Source organism: Streptococcus sp. 3109 (genome assembly GCF_013276905.1).
Classification (GTDB): Bacteria; Bacillota; Bacilli; order Lactobacillales; family Streptococcaceae; genus Streptococcus.
The window spans coordinates 15,346-36,494 of sequence record NZ_VMLY01000016.1; the positions used below are offsets into that span (position 1 = coordinate 15,346).

The 21,149-nt window shown below is 41.1% G+C and carries 17 protein-coding genes and 1 tRNA gene; 5 read left to right on the forward strand and 13 right to left on the reverse strand.

The genetic code is table 11. The features are described from left to right. Positions 1–29: 29 nt before the first annotated feature. On the reverse strand, positions 30–650 hold the full coding sequence (locus HT698_RS07980; protein ID WP_173219394.1) for a hypothetical protein: 621 nt from the start codon (positions 648–650) through the stop codon (positions 30–32). A gap of 305 nt (positions 651–955) precedes the next feature. Further along, positions 956–1,819, reverse strand: coding sequence for a helix-turn-helix transcriptional regulator (locus HT698_RS07985; protein WP_164226804.1), 864 nt, complete (start codon positions 1,817–1,819; stop codon positions 956–958). A gap of 186 nt (positions 1,820–2,005) precedes the next feature. Between HT698_RS07985 and HT698_RS10505 the strand changes: the two genes are divergently transcribed. The 4 genes from HT698_RS10505 (at position 2,006) to HT698_RS08000 (ending at position 5,538) form a co-directional block, all read left to right on the forward strand. After that, positions 2,006–2,176, forward strand: coding sequence for a PhrA family quorum-sensing system peptide (locus HT698_RS10505; RefSeq protein ID WP_267241016.1), 171 nt, complete (start codon positions 2,006–2,008; stop codon positions 2,174–2,176). Positions 2,177–2,490: 314 nt separating this feature from the next. Then, on the forward strand, positions 2,491–2,793 hold the full coding sequence (locus tag HT698_RS07990) for a lactococcin 972 family bacteriocin (protein WP_045611574.1): 303 nt from the start codon (positions 2,491–2,493) through the stop codon (positions 2,791–2,793). A 95-nt stretch (positions 2,794–2,888) separates the two neighbouring features. Next, positions 2,889–4,904, forward strand: a complete 2,016-nt coding sequence (locus HT698_RS07995; RefSeq protein WP_173212188.1) for a DUF1430 domain-containing protein — start codon at positions 2,889–2,891, stop codon at positions 4,902–4,904. Position 4,905: 1 nt separating this feature from the next. Beyond that, positions 4,906–5,538, forward strand: coding sequence for an ABC transporter ATP-binding protein (locus HT698_RS08000; protein ID WP_000571433.1), 633 nt, complete (start codon positions 4,906–4,908; stop codon positions 5,536–5,538). Between the two features lie 718 nt (positions 5,539–6,256). Here the strand turns inward: HT698_RS08000 and ndk are convergent. The 3 genes from ndk to rpoB all read right to left on the reverse strand — a co-directional run bounded on the left by ndk (position 6,257) and on the right by rpoB (position 14,253). After that, entirely contained in the window at positions 6,257–6,670 is a 414-nt protein-coding gene (gene ndk / locus HT698_RS08005) for a nucleoside-diphosphate kinase (protein ID WP_173219391.1), read from the reverse strand. A 261-nt stretch (positions 6,671–6,931) separates the two neighbouring features. Next, complete coding sequence (rpoC, locus tag HT698_RS08010) at positions 6,932–10,609, reverse strand: DNA-directed RNA polymerase subunit beta' (protein ID WP_173219388.1); 3,678 nt, start codon at positions 10,607–10,609, stop codon at positions 6,932–6,934. A gap of 32 nt (positions 10,610–10,641) precedes the next feature. Beyond that, positions 10,642–14,253 (reverse strand): DNA-directed RNA polymerase subunit beta, encoded by a 3,612-nt coding sequence (gene rpoB / locus HT698_RS08015; protein WP_173219386.1) that lies wholly within the window; start codon positions 14,251–14,253, stop codon positions 10,642–10,644. Between the two features lie 414 nt (positions 14,254–14,667). Here rpoB and HT698_RS08020 point away from each other — a divergent pair. Further along, positions 14,668–14,738, forward strand: a tRNA-Cys gene (locus HT698_RS08020). Positions 14,739–14,926: 188 nt separating this feature from the next. Here the strand turns inward: HT698_RS08020 and HT698_RS08025 are convergent. The 8 genes from HT698_RS08025 to rsmD form a co-directional block, all read right to left on the reverse strand. Continuing rightward, complete coding sequence (locus HT698_RS08025; RefSeq protein ID WP_173219382.1) at positions 14,927–16,258, reverse strand: hemolysin family protein; 1,332 nt, start codon at positions 16,256–16,258, stop codon at positions 14,927–14,929. Between the two features lie 154 nt (positions 16,259–16,412). Further along, positions 16,413–17,237 (reverse strand): DNA/RNA non-specific endonuclease, encoded by an 825-nt coding sequence (locus tag HT698_RS08030; protein WP_112445122.1) that lies wholly within the window; start codon positions 17,235–17,237, stop codon positions 16,413–16,415. Between the two features lie 38 nt (positions 17,238–17,275). Next, complete coding sequence (locus HT698_RS08035) at positions 17,276–17,464, reverse strand: DNA-directed RNA polymerase subunit beta (RefSeq protein ID WP_173219379.1); 189 nt, start codon at positions 17,462–17,464, stop codon at positions 17,276–17,278. Continuing rightward, on the reverse strand, positions 17,457–18,740 hold the full coding sequence (gene murA, locus HT698_RS08040; protein WP_112445124.1) for a UDP-N-acetylglucosamine 1-carboxyvinyltransferase: 1,284 nt from the start codon (positions 18,738–18,740) through the stop codon (positions 17,457–17,459). The genes HT698_RS08035 and murA overlap by 8 nt, the downstream gene beginning before the upstream one ends. 23 nt (positions 18,741–18,763) lie before the next feature. Next, positions 18,764–18,994: a DUF1146 family protein gene (locus HT698_RS08045; RefSeq protein WP_138706243.1), complete on the reverse strand. Its 231-nt coding sequence runs from the start codon at positions 18,992–18,994 to the stop codon at positions 18,764–18,766. Positions 18,995–19,050: 56 nt separating this feature from the next. Further along, positions 19,051–20,088 (reverse strand): SepM family pheromone-processing serine protease, encoded by a 1,038-nt coding sequence (locus HT698_RS08050; protein WP_173219376.1) that lies wholly within the window; start codon positions 20,086–20,088, stop codon positions 19,051–19,053. Further along, positions 20,072–20,560 (reverse strand): pantetheine-phosphate adenylyltransferase, encoded by a 489-nt coding sequence (gene coaD / locus HT698_RS08055; protein WP_173219373.1) that lies wholly within the window; start codon positions 20,558–20,560, stop codon positions 20,072–20,074. Before coaD ends, HT698_RS08050 begins: the two co-directional genes overlap by 17 nt. Beyond that, the gene (gene rsmD, locus HT698_RS08060) at positions 20,550–21,089 is read right to left on the reverse strand and encodes a 16S rRNA (guanine(966)-N(2))-methyltransferase RsmD (protein ID WP_173219370.1); all 540 of its coding nucleotides are present in this window, start codon (positions 21,087–21,089) and stop codon (positions 20,550–20,552) included. Before rsmD ends, coaD begins: the two co-directional genes overlap by 11 nt. Between the last annotated feature and the right edge of the window lie 60 nt (positions 21,090–21,149).

The following is a 21,149-nucleotide window of genomic DNA, read 5'->3' on the forward strand; positions in this document are numbered from 1 at the left end:
ATCATAACATCCATAAAAACAAGCTTTCTCTAAAAGAAAATGAGCGTAGCAATGACCAATACAAGATCTCGGAAAATATGACCATAAAAGGAAACTTCCTTTTTAACAGAATTCGGGACAAGATAGGCTGCAAAAAACAAGCCCAGTCCAATATAAATCAGAAGAGAGACAATGGTCATTGGATTTCTTAAGAAGAGAAGTGTTGCTAAAATAGTCACCAACACTGTCTTTTTTCTGTCTAGAATAGCAAGAAAATCGCGCATGTATTTTTTCAAGGGTAAAAAAATCAGCAAATCTAGTCCAAATAGGAAAAAGAAGGATGGCAATAAAAAGTCAACTAATTCTTGCTGCAACGTATTTTTGATGAACAAGTTGTCTGACAAAACAAGGACAGCTCCTAACAAATTAATTAAGAGTAACATACTGTAAAAAAGCTTTACCGACTTCTTACTGGCTAGGACACTATGAACTTCTTGCTTACGGGTATAAAGATAATTTACTCCAGCACAGATTCCTGAAACGAAGACCATACTTCCAATAAAAAAAGCTGTACTTTGTTTAAAGGACAAGATGCATTCTTTCCATAGGAAACAACTACTCAAACTGATTTGAATTAAAGCTAACAAAAATAAGATTCTCATTGATTTCATCTTTTCTCTCCCTTCCTACCAATCATTATACTAGGAGAAAAGAGAGAACTGTTTCTAATCTTCTCAAATGTCTTTTTAAGACGCTAAACAAACACCAGAGACTAATACTCAATGAAAATCAAAGAGCAAACTAGGAAGCTAGCCACAGGTTGCTCAAAACACTGTTTTGAGATTGCAGATAGAACTGATGTGGTTTGAAGAGATTTTGGAAGAATATAAATTTGAAATAAGGCTGATAGTATTCATTTCACTATCAGCCTTACAGGTTATTTAACGTTTCAGAAAAACTATAATGTCAAGATTAACTAAACAGTATCTAATTCCTTCAAATAATTTTCTATCTTCATCAACATTAAAGGATTGTTATAAATCTTACATAACTCTTTTGCTTCTATATAATAATTTTTGACTTGTTCTTTGTCTAGAAATTTGGCTCCAGCATTTCCTACAAGAATAAGTAGAGGAGCCAGTTGGTAGCTTGTCTGTCTTTGTTTACAGAGTTCAATCGTCTCAAGAGCTTCTTGGATGGCTTCGTTATATTTTTCCTTTGATACTAGGTAGTGAGCGTAGTTGTAACGAACTCTGATGTAGCCAAATAAAAACTCTTGATGCTCAAAATTTTTTGTCTGATATAACTCCATCAAATGAGAGTAGTTTGCCTCATATTCTTGTTCACGACCCACTAAGGAATAGAAATTAGATAGAGTATTCAATGCCTTTAAATAAATCAGAGTATTTGAGGAGACTTTTAATAATATATTTTCCAATGAAGAAATAGCCTCACACTTACTGTCATATTGATAGAAGTCAATAATAGCTTTAATCCATTCAAGGTAAGTTCGGTCTTCTAGTGTTAGAAAAGTACTTCGTTCAATCTCTATTCTATAAATATATTCCAAATCGTCATAATTTCTGTCATCTAATAGTCGAGCAGATAATTGCTTGAAATTAGAGAGGTTAGATTTAATTTCAATTTGTTCATTGAAAAAGTAATCCAAAGGGACTTCAAGTCGTTGTGAGAGTTTGAACAAAAGGTCTGCGGAGGGAATGAAATGCCCTCTCTCAATTTTACTAATCTGGCTTTGTTCACAAATTCCTTCTGCAAGAGTTTGTTGGGAGAGTCTCAACTCTTTTCTTTTCAATCTGAATTTTTCAGCTAATGTAGTCATAAAAACAAAAAACCTTCCTAATTTATATTTGTCAATTATATATCATTTAGTTAAAGACGGCAAATATTTGCTCGATAAAATTACAAATAGAAATAATAAAAAAAGTTCAAAATATAATAAAAATACTTGACTGAATAATATACATATGTTAAAATAAAAACAAGGAAACAGAAAGGGGTTTCACGAATAAAGAAAAATCGTGGAATTCAAAAATTAGCTATATTAGTATTACTAGGTGTTTTTACGTTTAGTAACACAATTCCTTACCAACAGTTTGTTCAGAAGAATAAACGATTGGAGATTCGAGTGCAATTACAAAAGAATTCCAATGGTCTTGATGTTGGGAAGGCAGATTGATTTCGTATTACTTTAAAATTCAACTATTTAGAGAAAGGTATTCTTATGAGAGCTTGTAACAATACCAGATAGATATAAGAATGGAGATGTTTGATAAAATGCTTTCATAGCTAACCAACTGTTGAAAATTATGAGTTACAAAATCTAAAGTATTTAAGATTGGTTTATAAAATTAGGTCTCTGCCTGTAGAAAGGAACGTGCAGTTAGAAAGGAGGAAAAAATAGGATACTATAATTCAGACTGAGATTTCTAATTAAAATATGTAGTTGCATTTCGCTCATTTTCATAATATTTCATTCAGAGGAGTAATAATATGTTAAAATTTAGAAAAGTAGTTGCATCATCCCTTGCCGTTTTGGCATGTAGTTTGGCTCTTCCTGTTTTGGCAGTTTCTCTCCATGGTGGCGAGTGGACCTATGGAGGCTATCATGATCCAAATAATTGGGGAGCATTTTCGAATTATTATCATGGTTCAGAGGATCACTGGGCCTATGTTGGAAGTAATGGACGTGACAATCAAAAAACAGCTTATGCAGGAGCACATAGTGCGGCCTATGCGTTTGTTAATACAAATTTTGGGGAGCAAGTTACATTTGATGCGGGATTGCAAGAATAATTGAAGAAGATTCTTTTATCAATAGTTTAGTAAGCTTGTTAGTTTATAGAGGGCAGGGGTATTTCTGCCCTCTGTTTTAGAATAAGGAATGCACTATGAAAAAATTATTTATACTCATATCCAACCTGCTTGCTAGTTTGTTCTTTGTTTGGGTATTTACCATTTGGACTGATACATATGTTTCCCATTATTACCCCAACGTTGTTGTACGTGATTCTTCCCCTGAAACAACTTTTCAGCATGTTGCTACACGCTTGGAAAAACTAGCAGAAGAAACGGATAGCTTTATTGCGATTCAACACCAAGATCCCAACTCAGAAGGTACTCCAGTTTTTTCTTATACGACCTTTGGGGACGGAAAGTTGCCTGATGGGCTACAGGAAAAAAATCTAGAAGATGCCCAAAGTAGTAGTGTTGAAACAAACTATTTTGTATTCGATGGAAACCTAGATATTCACTTGCTAAGAGAGGAGCTAAGTCAACTTGGCTTGACTAACATGCACCTGATAATTCCATCTAAACTATCTACGTTAATGGCTATCTTTAGTAACGGATTTCAGTTAATCGGTTTATTGATTTTCATCTTAACCTTTGGAGCACTGACTTTAATTAGTCAAATTAGCCAATTACGGTCGTCGGGCATTCGCCTCATTTCAGGAGAGAAACGGTGGTCCATTTTCCTTAGACCAGTTGGTGAGGATTTGAAAGGGATAGCTGTTGGTTTCAGTTTAGCTGGCGTGCTCGCCATTCTTATGCAAAAAATTCTGTCGCTTCCAACGCAATCCCTAATGACCATAGGAGAAGGCTTGCTCAGTTATAATCTCATCTTGTTGTTGATCTCCCTGTTTTTCGCTCAACTCTTCGCAGTTGGGATAAAAAAGATACACCTGATGCAGATTATAAAAGGGCAAGTGCCTGTCAGAGGAATCATTAGTTTGATTTTAATCGGTCAACTATTAGCGATTATTATTGTAACGCTGGGAATAGGGAGTAGCTTAAAGTATTCCCAAGCCTGGCAACAGCATCGGATTGGACAAGAGGCTTGGAGCCAGGAAAGGCAACTGATTACCCTATCATTCAGCCGTGAAGGAACGAGTCCTGGTTTTGATGAACAAGCTCAAAGGAAACTCAGAACTTGGTATCAATTGATGGATCTGGCTGTTTCAGAAAAAAAGGCTTTCTTATCTAGACACCAGTTAATTGACCGTTCTTTGCAAAATGGCATGGCTTCCTCCAAAAACTTTATAACCTCTACAGAATGGCACGATTACAACCCGAATGGCAATGTCCTTATCGTCACACCGCAATACTTGGAGCGTCAAAACATTCCTGTAGATACAACTATTGAGCAAAAGATGAATCACCTTGATGTAGGGGAGTTTGTCTTATTGCTGCCTGAACACCTCCGTTCAGAGGAAGAACATTATAAATCTGTTTTTGAAGACGACTTAACCAGTCGCATGTCTAGTAAAGATGAACGACAGCAAATGACTGCTACGGTAGGTTATTTGGAATCAGGTCAGGATCGTTTTGTGTATAATACGACCCCTATTTCTTACCAGCAGTTTTTGAAAGATCCAATCATCATTGTTATAACACCCCAATCAACTGGTCCACAGTCCATTTTCTTTTGGGTAGACGCAGTACAGAATTACGTTCTCTTTAATCAATTGTCTGATGCCCAGGAGCTTATCCAGAGACAAGGCATTGAAAATTGGGTCTCAGAAATGCAAACAGGTTACCACAACTACATCACATTATCGGATAATATCCAGAGGGAACGTTGGGTAATGCTAGCAGGAGCTGTGCTTGGGATTACAACTTCAATCTTGTTGTTTAACACTATGAATAGGCTCTACTTTGAAGAATTTAGACGTGCCATTTTTATCAAACGCATTGCAGGTCTCAGGTTCTTAGAAATCCATCGCACTTATCTCTTTGCTCAACTGGGTGTGTTTTTACTGGGATTTGTTGCGAGTGTATTTCTTATGGTAGAGATAGTAGTTGCTTTCTTAGTCTCGTTACTCTTTACTGGTCTATCTCTTTTACAGTTACATGTCCAAATGCAGAAAGAAAACAAGATGTCCATGCTTGTTTTGAAGGGAGGTTAATATGATTGAACTTAAACAGGTGAGTAAATCTTTTGGAGAACGAGAGTTATTTTCGAATCTTTCAATGACATTTGAGGCTGGAAAAGTCTATGCCTTAATTGGTTCAAGTGGTAGCGGAAAAACAACCTTGATGAACATGATTGGGAAATTAGAATCTTATGATGGGACGATTTTTTACCGAGGTAAAGACTTGGCCAATTATAAATCGAGTGATTTTTTCCGTCACGAATTGGGCTACCTCTTCCAGAACTTTGGCTTAATTGAAAACCAAAGTATTGAAGAAAACCTTAAGCTAGGTCTCATTGGTCAAAAGTTGAGTCGGTCGGAACAGCGGTTGAGGCAGAAGCAGGCTTTAGAACAGGTCGGCCTGGCTTATCTTGACCTAGATAAGCGCATCTTTGAGTTATCGGGCGGAGAATCGCAACGGGTTGCCTTGGCAAAAATTATCTTAAAGAATCCACCCTTTATTCTGGCAGATGAGCCAACAGCTTCAATAGACCCAGCAACCTCTCAGTTGATTATGGAGATTTTGCTATCTCTTCGAGATGATAATAGGCTAATCATTATCGCAACACATAATCCGGCAATTTGGGAGATGGCTGATGAAGTGTTCACGATGGATCGTCTGAAATAAAAATCCTTGTTTTTAATTGCACGATGAGTTACTGAAATATTATCATGAATCAATAATAGTGTAGGAGAGATTTTCCTCCTACAACCGTTTCAAAAGAAAACTATCTTTATTCCATGTTATTTTGAGGAAGATATTGTGAAAGTCAAAGATGATGATAAAGTTGAGTGGAATTTGTTAGAATTTCAAAAATTTAGAGCATTTTTGGCTTAGTAATCTGTGTTGAAGGCTCAAAACCTATGGTAAAAAAGTAGCTTTGAAAACGTATTGCCTCCAAAGATTGAGTTAAATAATGATTTAACACAAAAAGAAATTATTGAAGTTCTGGAAAGATGTTGTTTCAGTATTGAGAAAAAGTGGGAAAAACTTGCGATTTTCACAGAGAAAGGAAGAAAAAGTATAAAAATATAGTCAATTGAAACAAGAACTGGACAAAAGAACCTTTTGTGCCATATTTTTCTCCTTTCGCTTTACAATTGGCTTGAACACCTTTATTGTATCGCATTTGGAGTTTTTTTGGTATAACCTTCGACGCGCACCCGCATAGCGGGTGTTTTTTTCGTCTCGCACCTAACGGAGCGAGACGAACTAATAGTCACTTAATCAAAAAACGCACCATATCAAAAACTAAAAATTTGATATTATGCGTCATGTCTTAAACTAATTGACTATACTTTCTATTCAAATGAGCTTTTAACCAATTGATTGAGCCAATCAACTCTTAAAACCAAAGAGCAATTTCTCGCTTAGCTAACTCTTCTGAATCTGAACCATGTACAACATTTTGGATAACCTCATTTTCTCCAGCAGCTTTTGCAAAATCACCTCGAATCGTTCCTGGTAAAGCTTCTTCTGGACGAGTCACACCCATCATAGTCCGCCAAGTTTCAATTACTTTGGAACCAGAAATGATGCCCACAAGAACTGGGCCTGAAGTCATAAATTCACGAATCGGTGGGTAAAAACTTTGACCAACCAAGTCCTGATAGTGCTGGTCAATTAACTCTTCTGAAACCTTTGTACGCAACTCCAATTTTTCGATTGTAAATCCACGTTGTTCGATGCGTTTCAACACTTCACCAACTAGCCCTCTTTTTACACCGTCTGGTTTAATGATAAAAAATGTTTGTTCCATACCCGTCTCCTTTGTCAGCTTCTTTCTTTTATACTCTTCGAAAATCTCTTCAAACCACGTCAACGTTGCCTTGCCGTAGGTATATGTTACTGACTTCGTCAGTCTTATCTACAACCTCAAAGCAGTGCTTTGAGCAACCTGCGGCTAGTTTCCTAGTTTGCTCTTTGATTTTCATTGAGTATTATTTTACCATATTTCATGGAAAAATGTAGAAAGTTTTCAGAAAAGAGAAAGAGAACCCGAAGGCTCTCTCATTCTCTCTTATTCTACTGTTTCTTCCACAGTTTCAACGGTAGTATCCACAACTACTTCTGTTGTTTCTTCGTTTCCTTCTTCCTCTACTGGAGGGTTAAGGTATTCTTCTTCGTTGATAGCATGTGGTTCAAGGTTACGGTAACGAGCCATACCAGTACCTGCCGGGATGATTTTACCGATGATAACATTTTCTTTAAGTCCAAGGAGATGGTCTTTCTTACCACGGATAGCCGCGTCAGTAAGGACACGAGTTGTTTCCTGGAAGGAAGCCGCTGACAAGAAACTGTTGGTTTCAAGTGAGGCTTTGGTAATTCCCATAAGGACTGGGCGACCTGTCGCTGGAACCCCACCTGCGATAAGGACATCTTTGTTAGCATCTGTAAAGTCATTGATATCCATGAGGGTACCCATGAGAAGATCTGTATCACCTGGATCCATGACACGTACTTTACGGATCATTTGACGAACCATTACCTCGATGTGTTTGTCACCGATTTCTACCCCTTGGCTACGGTAAACTTTTTGTACTTCACCGAGAAGATAAGTTTCAACTGACAAGACATCGCGGACTGCAAGGAGACGTTTTGGTTGGATAGAACCTTCTGTAAGAGCAGCACCACGCGCTACTTGGTCTCCAACTTCAACACGCATACGAGCTGTAAATGGAACGACGTATTCACCTTCGCCAGTTTCACCCTTAACAAAGACTTTCTTGGTACGAGTTGACGCATCTTCTTCGATAGCAGTAACTTGTCCTTTAACCTCTGTGATAACCGCTTCCCCTTTAGGATTACGGGCTTCAAAGATTTCTTGGACACGAGGAAGACCCTGAGTGATATCGGTATTTGAGGCAACCCCACCCGTGTGGAAGGTACGCATTGTAAGCTGTGTACCAGGTTCCCCGATAGATTGGGCAGCGATTGTACCAACTGCTTCACCAACTTCAACCGCATCACCAGTCGCCAAGTTGATACCGTAACAGTGACGGCAGACACCGTGACGAGTGTTACATGTAAATACGGAACGGATAGTCACTTCTTCCACACCAGCATTGACAATTTCACGCGCCTTGTCTTCTGTAATCAATTCATTTGGACCAATGATCACTGCACCAGTTTCTGGATGTTTAACAGTTTTCTTAGTGTAACGACCATTGAGACGCTCTTCGAGAGACTCGATCATCTCTTTTCCTTCTGCGATAGAACGGATCAAGAGACCACGGTCAGTTCCACAGTCGTCCTCACGGATGATAACGTCTTGGGCAACGTCAACCAAACGACGAGTCAAGTAACCTGAGTCGGCTGTCTTAAGGGCCGTATCGGTCATACCTTTACGGGCACCGTGAGTTGAGAAGAACATTTCGAGTACCGACAAACCTTCGCGGAAGTTTGAAAGGATTGGCAATTCCATGATACGTCCGTTCGGAGCAGCCATCAGACCACGCATACCGGCAAGCTGTGAGAAGTTTGAGATATTACCACGGGCTCCTGAGTCCATCATCATAACGATTGGGTTCTTAGGATCTTGGTTGGCAATCAAACGTTTCTCTAGTTTTTCACGGGCAGCACGCCATTCAGCTGTAACAGCATTGTAACGCTCGTCGTCTGTGATCATACCACGACGGAATTGTTTGGTGATTTGTTCTACACGTTTGTGTGATTCTTCAATGATTTCAGCCTTGTCATCAACGACTGGGATATCGGCAATACCCACTGTCAATCCTGCAAGAGTTGAGTGGTGGTAACCGAGGTTCTTCATACGGTCAAGTAGGGCAGAAGTTTCTGTCGTACGGAAACGTTTGAAGATTTCAGCGATGATATTTCCAAGGTTTTTCTTCTTGAATGGAGGGTTAAGTTCAAGATTGCTGATAGCTTCCTTGATATCTCCACCAAGTGGCAAGAAGTATTTAGCTGGAACGCCTTCTGTCAAGTTGGCATTGTTTGGTTCTTGCAAGTATGGTAGACCCTCTGGCATGATGTCGTTGAAGAGGATTTTACCAACTGTTGTAAGCAAGACCTTGTGTTTTTGCTCTTCTGTCCAAGGCTTGTTGAGGCTGTCTGTTGCGATACCAACACGTGAGTGAAGGTGAACATAACCATTACGGTAAGCCATAACCGCTTCGTCACGGTCTTTGAAGACCATTCCTTCACCTTCACGACCAGCTTCTTCCATGGTCAAGTAGTAGTTACCCAAAACCATGTCCTGAGATGGAGTAACAACTGGTTTACCATCTTTCGGGTTCAAGATGTGCTCAGCAGCGAGCATGAGGATACGAGCTTCTGCTTGGGCTTCTTCTGAAAGTGGTACATGGATGGCCATTTGGTCCCCGTCAAAGTCGGCATTGTAGGCTTCACAGACAAGCGGGTGCAAGCGAAGGGCCTTACCATCAATCAAGACTGGCTCGAAGGCTTGGATACCCAAACGGTGAAGGGTCGGTGCGCGGTTCAAAAGCACTGGGTGTTCTTTGATCACTTCTTCAAGGATATCCCAGATACGCTCATCTCCGCGTTCCACCAAGCGTTTAGCTGCTTTCACGTTTTGCACGATGTCACGAGCGACAATTTCACGCATGACGAATGGTTTAAAGAGCTCGATCGCCATTTCACGTGGCACACCACATTGGTACATCTTAAGCGTTGGACCAACGGCGATAACGGAACGTCCTGAGAAGTCAACACGTTTACCGAGCAAGTTTTGACGGAAGCGTCCTTGTTTACCTTTAAGCATGTGGCTCAAAGATTTCAGTGGACGGCTACCTGGTCCTGTGATTGGACGACCACGACGACCATTGTCAATCAAAGCGTCAACCGCTTCTTGAAGCATACGCTTCTCATTTTGAACGATGATACCTGGTGCATTCAACTCAAGCAAACGAGCCAAACGGTTGTTACGGTTGATAACACGGCGGTAAAGGTCATTCAAGTCAGATGAGGCAAAACGGCCACCATCCAACTGCAACATTGGACGAAGATCTGGTGGAATAACCGGAAGGATGTTAAGAATCATCCATTCAGGTTTGTTTCCAGACTTGTAAAAGGCATCCAAAACATCCAAACGACGGATAGCTTTGACACGTTTTTGTCCAGTAGCTGTTTTCAACTCTTCTTTGAGTTCAGCAATTTCTTTTTCAAGATCTACTTGTTTCAAAAGGTCTTGGATAGCTTCGGCACCCATCTTGGCAACGAATGATTCATAACCATATTCACGCAAGCGCTCACGGTATTCGCGCTCTGTCATGATAGACTTGTGCTCAAGTGGTGTATCCTTCGGATCAATCACCACATAAGCCGCAAAGTAGATAACTTCCTCGAGGGCACGAGGGCTCATATCAAGGGTCAAGCCCATACGGCTTGGAATCCCCTTGAAGTACCAGATGTGAGATACAGGAGCTTTCAATTCGATGTGCCCCATACGCTCACGACGAACTTTTGTACGCGTTACTTCAACCCCACAGCGGTCACAAACAATCCCTCTGTAACGAATGCGTTTATATTTACCACAAGCACATTCCCAGTCTTTTGTAGGTCCAAAGATAACTTCATCAAAGAGACCTTCACGTTCTGGTTTCAAAGTACGGTAATTGATTGTTTCAGGTTTTTTGACTTCTCCATAAGACCATGAACGGACTTTACTTGGAGAAGCTAGGGTGATTTGCATACTTTTAAAACGATTTACATCAACCACTATTTCTTCCCTTTCTATTCTAAGTGAACTGCTTATTCTTGTTCAGCAGCTTCTTCTGTTGCTTCCGCTTTTGTTGCTTTCTCAGCTTCTTCAGCTTCAAAGGCTGCTTTAGCCTCTTGGGCTGCTTTTTCGCGGGCTTTTTCAAGGTCATCTACGTGGATGACATCTTCGTCCATTCCTTCATCCAAGTCGCGAAGTTCCACTTCTTGGTCATCTTCGTCTAGGACACGCATATCAAGACCAAGAGATTGCAATTCTTTGACAAGAACTCGGAAGGATTCTGGAACACCTGGTTTTGGAATTGGTTTTCCTTTTGTAATAGCTTCATAAGCTTTCAAACGTCCATTGATATCGTCAGACTTGTAAGTCAAGATTTCTTGAAGGACATTTGATGCACCATAAGCTTCAAGAGCCCAAACCTCCATCTCACCGAAACGTTGTCCACCAAACTGAGCTTTACCTCCGAGTGGTTGTTGAGTAACGGTTGAGTAAGGTCCGACTGAACGCGCGTGCAATTTATCATCGACCATGTGGTGGAGTTTGATCATGTACATGACACCAACTGACACACGGTTATCAAACGGTTCACCAGTACGTCCATCGTAAAGGATTGTTTTAGCATCACTATCCATACCTGCTTCTTTAACAGTTGACCAAAGGTCTTCAGAACTTGCTCCGTCAAAGACTGGTGTTGCGATGTGAATACCAAGAGTACGAGCTGCCATACCAAGGTGAAGCTCCATAACCTGACCGATATTCATACGTGATGGCACCCCAAGTGGGTTCAACATGATGTCGACTGGAGTTCCATCTGGAAGATAAGGCATGTCTTCTACAGGAACGATACGAGAGACAACCCCTTTATTTCCGTGACGTCCGGCCATCTTATCTCCGACCTTGATCTTACGTTTTTGAGCGATGTAGACGCGAACCAGCATATTAACACCTGATTGCAATTCATCTCCATTTGCACGTGTAAAGATCTTAACATCACGAACGACACCATCGGCACCGTGTGGTACACGAAGAGAAGTATCACGCACTTCACGAGATTTGTCTCCGAAGATAGCGTGCAAGAGACGTTCTTCAGCTGAAAGGTCTTTCTCACCCTTAGGTGTTACTTTACCTACAAGGATATCGCCTTCTTTAACTTCAGCACCGATACGGATAATCCCCATTTCGTCAAGGTCTTTAAGGGCATCTTCCCCAACGTTTGGAATTTCGCGAGTAATTTCTTCAGGCCCAAGCTTTGTATCGCGCGTTTCTGATTCGTATTCTTCAAGGTGGACAGATGTGTAGACATCGTCTTTGACCAAGCGTTCGCTCATGATAACGGCATCCTCGAAGTTGTAACCTTCCCAAGTCATGTAGGCAACGATTGGGTTCTGTCCAAGCGCCATTTCTCCATTTTCCATAGAAGGTCCATCAGCAATGAAATCGCCTTTTTCAACGACATCGCCAACTTTTACGAGAGTGCGTTGGTTGTAAGCAGTACCTGAGTTTGAGCGACGGAATTTTTGGATGTGGTAAACATCCAATGAACCATCTTCACGACGAACTTCTACCTTGTCAGCATCTGCGTAAGTAACTTTACCATCATACTGAGCAATCACAGCCGCTCCAGAGTCGTGGGCTGCTTGATATTCCATACCAGTACCAACGTAAGGTGCCTGAGGATTGATCAATGGCACAGCCTGACGTTGCATGTTGGCTCCCATGAGGGCACGGTTGGAGTCATCGTTTTCCAAGAAAGGAATACATGCTGTCGCAACGGCAACTACCTGTTTTGGTGATACGTCCATGTAGTCAACAACATTCGCTGGATACTCTTGGTTGACCCCTTGGTGACGTCCCATGACAATCTTCTCAGCAAATGTTCCATCTTCATTCAGACGAGAGTTAGCCTGTGCTACAGTAAATTCATCTTCTTCATCGGCTGTCAACCAAACGATTTCGTTTGTAACAACACCTGTTTCACGGTCAACTTTACGGTATGGTGTTTGAACAAATCCATACTTATTCAAGTGTCCGTAAGATGACAAGTTATTGATCAAACCGATGTTAGGTCCTTCAGGTGTCTCGATTGGACACATACGGCCGTAGTGAGTGTAGTGCACGTCACGTACTTCATATCCGGCACGGTCACGAGTCAAACCACCAGGTCCTAAGGCGGACAAACGGCGTTTGTGAGACAACTCAGAAAGTGGGTTGTGTTGGTCCATGAACTGTGACAACTGTGATGAACCAAAGAATTCTTTAACCGCAGCTGTTACAGGACGGATATTGATGATTTGTTGTGGTGTCAAGACTTCATTATCTTGAACAGACATACGTTCACGGACATTACGTTCCATACGAGAAAGTCCAAGACGTACTTGGTTGGCAAGCAATTCACCAACCGCACGGATACGACGGTTTCCAAGGTGGTCGATATCATCTACACGGCCAAGTCCTTCAGCCAAGTTGAGGAAGTAGCTCATTTCAGCAAGGATATCTGCAGGAGTGACGATACGAACCTTGTCATCTGGATTAGCATTACCAATGATTGTTACAACACGGTCTGGATCAGTTGGAGCAACAACCTTGAATTTTTGAAGAACAACAGGCTCAGTCACAACGGCTGCATCATTTGGAATATAAACAATCTTGTTCAAGTCACCATCCAAATGGCTTTCAATGCTTTCAATCACACTACGAGTCATAACAGTTCCAGCTTCTACCAAGATTTCTCCTGTTTCAGGGTCTACCAATGGCTCAGCAATGGTTTGATTGAGCAAACGTGTTTTAACATTGAGTTTTTTATTGATTTTGTAGCGACCAACTGCTGCCAAGTCATAGCGACGTGGATCAAAGAAACGAGCTACAAGCAAGCTGCGTGAGCTTTCAGCAGTCTTAGGCTCACCTGGACGAAGGCGTTCGTAAATTTCTTTCAAGGCTTCGTCTGTACGAGAATCCATTGGGTTCTTGTGGATATCTTTTTCAACAGTGTTGCGAACCAATTCGCTATCACCAAAAATATCAAAGATTTCATCATCACCTGAGAAACCAAGGGCACGAACCAAGGTTGTAAATGGAATCTTACGAGTACGGTCGATACGAGTGTAGGCGATGTCTTTTGAGTCACTTTCAAGTTCCAACCAAGCTCCACGGTTAGGGATAACCGTTGAACCGTAGCCCACTTTACCGTTTTTGTCTACTTTGTCGTTAAAGTAAACACCTGGTGAGCGAACCAACTGAGATACGATGATACGTTCACCACCATTGATGATGAAAGTACCCATTTCAGTCATGATTGGGAAATCACCAAAGAAAACTTCTTGAGTTTTGATTTCGCCTGTTTCTTTATTGATCAAGCGGAAAGTTACAAAAATTGGTGCTGAGTAGCTAGCATCGTGGATACGAGCTTCTTCTAGCGTATATTTTGGTTCCTTGATTTCATATCCAACAAATTCCAACTCCATCGTATCTGTGAAGTTTGAAATTGGCAATACATCTTCAAACACTTCCTTAAGACCATGGTCTAGGAAATCTTTGAATGAGTCAGTTTGAATTTCAATCAAATTTGGTAAGTCAAGAACTTCTTTGATTCTTGAAAAACTACGACGGGTACGATGTTTCCCGTATTGAACGTCATGTCCTGCCAAGATGATTCTCCTTTGTAAATAAGTTCCAAGCCTTGTCAATCAGGCTTTTCTAATCGTCATATGGTTGTAAAACCCCTATCACCGTGTCCTCTTGATGAATTTTCAGAATCTTTAAGCCTTTGTTACAAATACTCAAAATACTGAAAAAAAGCACAAAAAGAGCAGCTAAATCTGACTTTTTCAGAAGATTTAACTGCTGTGAGCCTTGTCTGGACAATATTTCAGACAAAACCTACGACAAATGATTATTTATATTATACCCTAATTAGCTAGATTTTTCAAGGGGATTCAGTAGTTTTTTGGTAATTTTTTCCCATAGAAAACTTGGCATCACATTCGAATCACACTATGGTACAAAAAACTGAAAAAACTATTGACTGAGAATGATTTTCAAGGTATAATAATAAACGTTAAGGCGGTATAGCCAAGTGGTAAGGCACGGCTCTGCAAAAGCTTGATCGTCGGTTCAAATCCGTCTACCGCCTTTCAATACCGAATTTATCGGAATTTATCAAGACAAAAAGCCCGTAAAATAGGGCTTTTTTATTTTTATCTCATGATAAAAAAGGATAACTTTAAAAAACTTTTGGGACAAAGTTCTTTCCATGACATAATTCCCTCATGAAATCAACTGAAAAAAGCTTCGTCACGCCTGGTGACAAAAGCCTCTAGTTTACTCTGTTTCTTCTTCTATTTCGACTTCGGTAATTTGGACCTTTACCTTGGTAACACGTCCATTCTTCACTTTATCATTGGTTAAGATAAGCTGTTTGTTTTGGCTGACCAATTCATGACTGAGTTTCTCAGTCGTTGGAATGGTTCCAATTCCTGTCAAATAATAACCAGCGATGGTATCAACGTCATCACTTTCCAGTTCAACATCAAAGTAATTATTGAAATCATTGAGGGTCATAGTTCCTTGAACAATATAGGTATCCTCGCCAATCTGATGAACATCTATTGCTGCTTTGTCCGTTTCATCATCGATTTCACCAACAATTTCCTCTAAAAGGTCTTCCAAGGTTACCAAACCAGCCATCCCACCGTATTCATCCAGCAAGATTGCCATTTGTCTTTGAGTGTTTCGCAATTCTTTTAGCAAGTCATCCACAAAAATAGTTTCAGGTACAAAAAGTGGATCTTGTAAGATTTTCTTCCAAACAATATTATCAAAACCGTCCACAAAACCAGCCTTAAGGAGACTCTTGGTGTGAATGATTCCAATCACATTGTCCTTATCCCCATCATAAACCGGGATACGAGAATAATTTTGTTTTAAAATACTTTGGATAATGGCTTGACTATCATCCTGAATATCCACCATAAAGGCATCCGTTCGAGGAACCATAACCTCTCGTGCCATCAGTTCATCGAGCGAAAAGACACCTTGTAGCATCTCAATCTCATCAGCATCCAATGTTTCTTCACTATTTGTCAGCATATAGGCAATTTCATCACGGGTCATCTTTTCATCCGCATCATCGAATGACATAGGAGTCAAATGGCTCAAGAAATTGGTCGAAGCAGCTAAAAGCCAAACAAAAGGACTGACTAGTTTTCCGATCCCAATGATAACCGGCGCTGTACGAATTGCCAAGGCATCCTTTAGATTAAGAGCGATTCTCTTAGGATATAATTCCCCAAAAACGATGGAAATATAGGTCAAAAATGCCAAGGATAGAAAAGTTGCCACGGCTTGTGCTGTTTCGCCATTTCCAATCCAAGAGGCAATCACACGGCCTAGAGTATCAGCTAAACTCGCCCCTGATAAGATTGTAATCAGGGTGATTCCTACCTGAATGGTTGATAAAAAGTGGTTAGGATTTTCTAGTACCTTCAGCAGGCGGATGTAGCGTCTGTCTCCTTCTTCCGCCTTTTGTTCAACTCGGGCACGATTAAGAGAAACCATGGCCATTTCTGTGGCTGAGAAAAAGGCATTTAATACCGTCAAGATAAACAATAAAACAAATTGTAGCAACAAATTCTGACTACTTGGGTCTTCCATAGTTCTTCTCCTAAAATAGTATCTTATCCTTTATTATATCACAAAATCTAGTCCAGTACATATTATTTTTTATCAGTGTCTATTCTAGTTCTACTTAAATTGTCCAGAAAAGAACTCCTATATCCACAAGTGACATAGGAGTTTATTTCATATTTTACTGAGTTACAGTTACTTCTCCAGTTCGGTAATCCAGTTGAAGTCCCTTTTGAACATTGGGAACTAGAACATTGAATTCCAATTCTCCATCCGAAGACTTGGCTTCAATCTGTGAAGCTGAAGGAACTAAATCCTCGTTTGAAGCGTAGTAAAGGGTTACACGGTAACGGACACGCTTGTTTTTATCCAAGGCTTTACGCACCTTACTTTCATAGTAGTTTTGACCAGTCGAATCCTCGGCCTGCGCCTGATTTGCCCAGGCTGTCTGAACAGCAATGTTTTTAGGATTGCTTGTCGAGGCATCAAAACCATCCAAACCACCGATTAAGGCATAGCCTAACAAGTGACCTCTATCGACTGCATGGGTATAAGAGCCCTTTAGATTCTTGACCTGATGCCAACCTGGTGGAGTCCAAGAAGTCGAACCATTCCCGGTTTCTTCACGATTCTTGTACTGGCGAGTAGCCTTAGACAAGAGGGCATTAGCTACGGTTGGCACTGTTTCCTTGCCCACTGTCTTTGTCTTATTATCAGCGTAGGGCTTACTTGAAACCTTGGCATTTAGGTTTGTTTTATTACCATTGACGATAAAAGCACCAGCCCCGTTCCACTCCAGACTCCCTTTTATTTGGCTTTTGACTGCGTCTGTTAAGACACTTTCTGCCAATTCTTGACCAGGCGCGTCTGGTGATTGACTTTTCTGACTCATTTTTGTCTTAGCAGCCTGATTTCCTAGTTCAGTCTGCTTAATATAGTAGCTCCCCGCAGATAAGAGCAATAACACTAGCAAACCAATCAGTGTCTGTCTTGTTTTTTTGTTCATATTTCTCCTTATCTTTAGAAAAAGGCTGGTCTCCCAGCCTAATTTCCTGTAAATTTATGAATCAATTCCTGCCATTTTGCTGGAGACAGGATAGCCCACGGATCTTGATCCTTGCCCAAGATTCCATAACCGACCATTAAACCGATTCCTAGGGCTAGAACGCCTAAAATCAGTACTATGATGACTAAAAGTAAACGCTTGACTACGTAGCTTGATTTCTTATTCATCTTCATCACTTGCCTCAATCCGCTGAATCTTAGCACCTAACTGCGCCAATTTCTCATGGAAACGGTAGTAGCCTCTATCCAAGTGAACCAATTTACCAACTACAGTTTCTCCCTGTGCTACCAAACCTGTCAAAATCAAGGCTGCACTGGCACGAAGGTCAGTAGAAAGAACTTCCGCTCCCTGCAAAGGTTGCCCACCAACAATACGAGCTGTATCACGGATAATCTCCGAGTGTAAGCCCATACGACGCATTTCTTCTAGGTGTTGGAAACGATTTTCGAAAACTGTCTCCACCATGGTTGATTCGCCTTTTGCAACTGTCATCAAGGCTGTAAATTGAGCCTGCATATCTGTTGGAAATCCTGGGTGGGGCAAGGTTTTCACATGGACAGCTTTTAGATTTTCTAGTTGAGAGCGAACGCGAATTCCTTCCGTCTCCTCCGTCACTTCCACTCCCATTTCAAGCAATTTGGCAATCAAGGGACGGTTGTGCTCCCAAACAGCGTCTTTAATCAAGACATCACCACCAGTCATGGCAGCAGCTACCATAAAGGTTCCTGCTTCGATACGGTCTTGGACTACATTGTGAGTCGTACCATGAAGTTTCTCAACACCAGTAATGGTAATGGTCTCTGTACCAGCACCCTTAACCTTGGCTCCCATTTCATTGAGGAGAATGGCTAGGTCCACAATCTCAGGCTCACGCGCAGCATTTTCAATCACTGTCACCCCATCAGCTAGAGTTGCAGCCATCATCAAGTTCTGCGTAGCACCAACACTTGGAAAGTCCATATAGATATGGGCACCGTGTAAGCGATCAGCCTTGGCTTCGATGTAACCAGCTGTCTGGCTAATCTTAGCCCCCATAGCTTCCAGACCTTTCAAATGAAGATCAATAGGACGGCTACCAATCGTACAACCACCTGGCATGGATACCTTAGCATGACCTACACGGGCAAGAATTGGTCCCAAGACAACGATGGAGGCGCGCATCTTGCTGACATACTTATAAGGGGCTTCCTCAGTGATGTCGCCAGTAGCATCCACCTCGACAAGATGAGCCTCCTCATCAAAGTCAACCTTGGCATTCAAACCACCAACCACCTGATTCATAATAAAGACATCCGACAAGATCGGTACATTCTGTAAGACTGTCTTTCCTTCACTTGCTAGAATAGTCGCTGCCAACAAGGGCAAGACTGCATTCTTTGCTCCGTCGATAGTAACACTTCCTACCAGACGATTATCGCCACCTTGAACCACAATTTTGTCCATACTCGTTTCCTTTACTCTTGATTTTATAATAATCCTCTAAGCGCTTCTTGCCACAACTGATACAGGCTGATAAAGAAAGAACTCAGGATGTAGCCCATGACAATGCTAAAAAAGGCTACTAATAAACGAACTTTTCCTGTATTCTCAGCTGTCACTTTTAAAACCTTTTCCCATCTAACAAGATTCTTTAAAAGGTAAAAACTCACATAAATAAAGAGCATGTGACTGCTTAGAGTGAATAATAATTGAACCATTTGACTATTATACCATCTTCTCTGTTTGTGCGCTAGTTTGGAAACTTAACTTAAAACTAGGGGTTGTTTTTCAAGTAATCAATTGCATCTTGTAAGGTTTTAACTGGCACGATTTTCATATCTGTCTTGATTGTTTTAGCTGCTTCTAGGGCTGTTTGGTAGTTGTTTTTCGCATTCGGATGCGCTTTTTGTTCTTCTTCGCTAACAGGGTTATCAGGGGCAAAGAAAATAGCAGCACCTGCCCTAGCCGAAGCTACAACCTTTTTATCAATACCTCCAATGTCCCCCACATTCCCATCACGGTCAATGGTTCCTGTACCGGCAACAATACGACCATTACGAAGACCTGGGTCAGCTATTTGAGTATAGATAGCTAGACTAAACATGAGACCAGCACTTGGGCCGCCAATACCAGCTGTTGAAAAGCTAATTGGGATATTGCTGATTACCTCTGTACGATCAATCAAGCCGATTCCAATCCCATTTTTTCCATTTTCCAAGCTGATAATCTTTCCTTCTGCAGACTTGGTTTGCCCATCCTCTTCATAGGTGACCTTGACGGAGTCCCCTAATTTTTGAGAACTGACGTAATCAATCAAGTCTTTGGAACTATCAAAGGTCTGATCATTGACTGCTGTGACCGTATCAGAGATATTGAGAATCCCTTTAAAGGTTGAATTATCCGTCACATTCAAGACATAAACCCCAAAGTACTTGAGTTCGATATCCTTACCAGCTGTTTTTAGACCTTGATACTTGGCCATATTTTGTGATGTTTGCATGTAGAATTGATTGATTCGCATAAATTCTACATCTGAAGAACCACCTGTAGTCTCCTGAGCACTACGAATATCTGTAAAAGGCGTCAACCAAGCATAAACCATATGGGCTAAAGTGGCATGCTGGACACCAACCGTAACGAAGTGATAGGCCCCAGCCGCCTGATCTTCTGTGTCATTTACTTTAAGGACTTGGCGAATATCTTCCGAACCACCTGGAACCTCTATATAGTAGGGCAAGGGCACCACAAATGCCAAGAAAGTCGCTATCAAGGCCGCAATGACATATAAGGGCCATCTAATCTTTTTTTTCATTTCTTATTTCCTCCAAAATACTCTCAGGAACATAGCAGGCAATATCCTGACCAAACTTCAATAGTTCTCGAACACCGGATGAACTGATATAGAGATGTTCAGGTCGGCTATGTAAATAAATGGTCTCTATATCAGGAGACAGCTGATGGTTGTAGTAATCAAAACTGGCTTCGTATTGCAAATCCGATGCATTTCTCAAACCTCGCACTAGGAAAGTAACCCCCAGTCTTTTTGCAACATCAACCGCCAATTCATCATGAGAAGAGACGACTTCAACATTCCCCAAATCTTCCAAAGCCTTTTCTAACCCCCGTTTACGACTTTCGATAGGGAGAAATCCTTGTTTGTGAGGATTAAAAAAAATACCGACATAGAGCTTATCAAAGAGTTTGCTAGCCCGTTCAATCATATCCAGATGCCCATTTGTCATCGGATCAAATGAGCCTGTGAATAAGCCAATCTTATCTGACATAGACTGTCACCTTACTAATTCCATAAATCTTTTCCTTCCAGATGCCCAGACAGGCAATTTCTTCTGGAAGTTCAACGGCCTTATCCGTCTCACACACGACCATGACATCTTCAGAAAAAAGTGCTCTCTCAGCCATTTTTTCAATATCTGCTACGATTTGTTCCTTGGCATAAGGAGGGTCTAAGAAAACGAGGTCAAATTCCCCAGATACCTGTTCCAATGCCCTCTCTACATCCATCTTGAGGAGTTGAAATTTTCCAACATCCTTGGTCATCTGAATATTTTCAGCCACGATAGTCTGAGCCTTACGGTCTCTCTCCACCAAAACAGCGCTGGACATGCCACGCGAGACTGCCTCAATAGATAAACCACCACTACCTGCATAAAGGTCTAAGACTCGTCCCCCTTCAAAGTAGGGACCAATCATGTTAAAAATAGCTCCCCTAACCTTATCCGAAGTAGGTCTTGTCGTCTTGCCTTCTAGTGTCTTGAGGGAGCGTCCCCCATAGATTCCTGATACGATTTTCATACCGTTTATTATACCAAATTATAGACAAAAAGAGAAAGAAAACCGAACCTTGCGGTTCGA

What these genes read in the sequence shown, in the direction of transcription:
- HT698_RS07980 (WP_173219394.1), bottom strand. Translation starts at nt 650, where the DNA reads ATGAAATCAATGAGAATCTTATTTTTGTTAGCTTTAATTCAAATCAGT.
- HT698_RS07985 (WP_164226804.1), bottom strand. Translation starts at nt 1,819, where the DNA reads ATGACTACATTAGCTGAAAAATTCAGATTGAAAAGAAAAGAGTTGAGA.
- HT698_RS07990 (WP_045611574.1), top strand. Translation starts at nt 2,491, where the DNA reads ATGTTAAAATTTAGAAAAGTAGTTGCATCATCCCTTGCCGTTTTGGCA.
- HT698_RS07995 (WP_173212188.1), top strand. Translation starts at nt 2,889, where the DNA reads ATGAAAAAATTATTTATACTCATATCCAACCTGCTTGCTAGTTTGTTC.
- HT698_RS08000 (WP_000571433.1), top strand. Translation starts at nt 4,906, where the DNA reads ATGATTGAACTTAAACAGGTGAGTAAATCTTTTGGAGAACGAGAGTTA.
- ndk (WP_173219391.1), bottom strand. Translation starts at nt 6,670, where the DNA reads ATGGAACAAACATTTTTTATCATTAAACCAGACGGTGTAAAAAGAGGG.
- HT698_RS08025 (WP_173219382.1), bottom strand. Translation starts at nt 16,258, where the DNA reads ATGGAAGACCCAAGTAGTCAGAATTTGTTGCTACAATTTGTTTTATTG.
- HT698_RS08030 (WP_112445122.1), bottom strand. Translation starts at nt 17,237, where the DNA reads ATGAACAAAAAAACAAGACAGACACTGATTGGTTTGCTAGTGTTATTG.
- HT698_RS08035 (WP_173219379.1), bottom strand. Translation starts at nt 17,464, where the DNA reads ATGAATAAGAAATCAAGCTACGTAGTCAAGCGTTTACTTTTAGTCATC.
- murA (WP_112445124.1), bottom strand. Translation starts at nt 18,740, where the DNA reads ATGGACAAAATTGTGGTTCAAGGTGGCGATAATCGTCTGGTAGGAAGT.
- HT698_RS08045 (WP_138706243.1), bottom strand. Translation starts at nt 18,994, where the DNA reads ATGGTTCAATTATTATTCACTCTAAGCAGTCACATGCTCTTTATTTAT.
- HT698_RS08050 (WP_173219376.1), bottom strand. Translation starts at nt 20,088, where the DNA reads ATGAAAAAAAAGATTAGATGGCCCTTATATGTCATTGCGGCCTTGATA.
- coaD (WP_173219373.1), bottom strand. Translation starts at nt 20,560, where the DNA reads ATGTCAGATAAGATTGGCTTATTCACAGGCTCATTTGATCCGATGACA.
- rsmD (WP_173219370.1), bottom strand. Translation starts at nt 21,089, where the DNA reads ATGAAAATCGTATCAGGAATCTATGGGGGACGCTCCCTCAAGACACTA.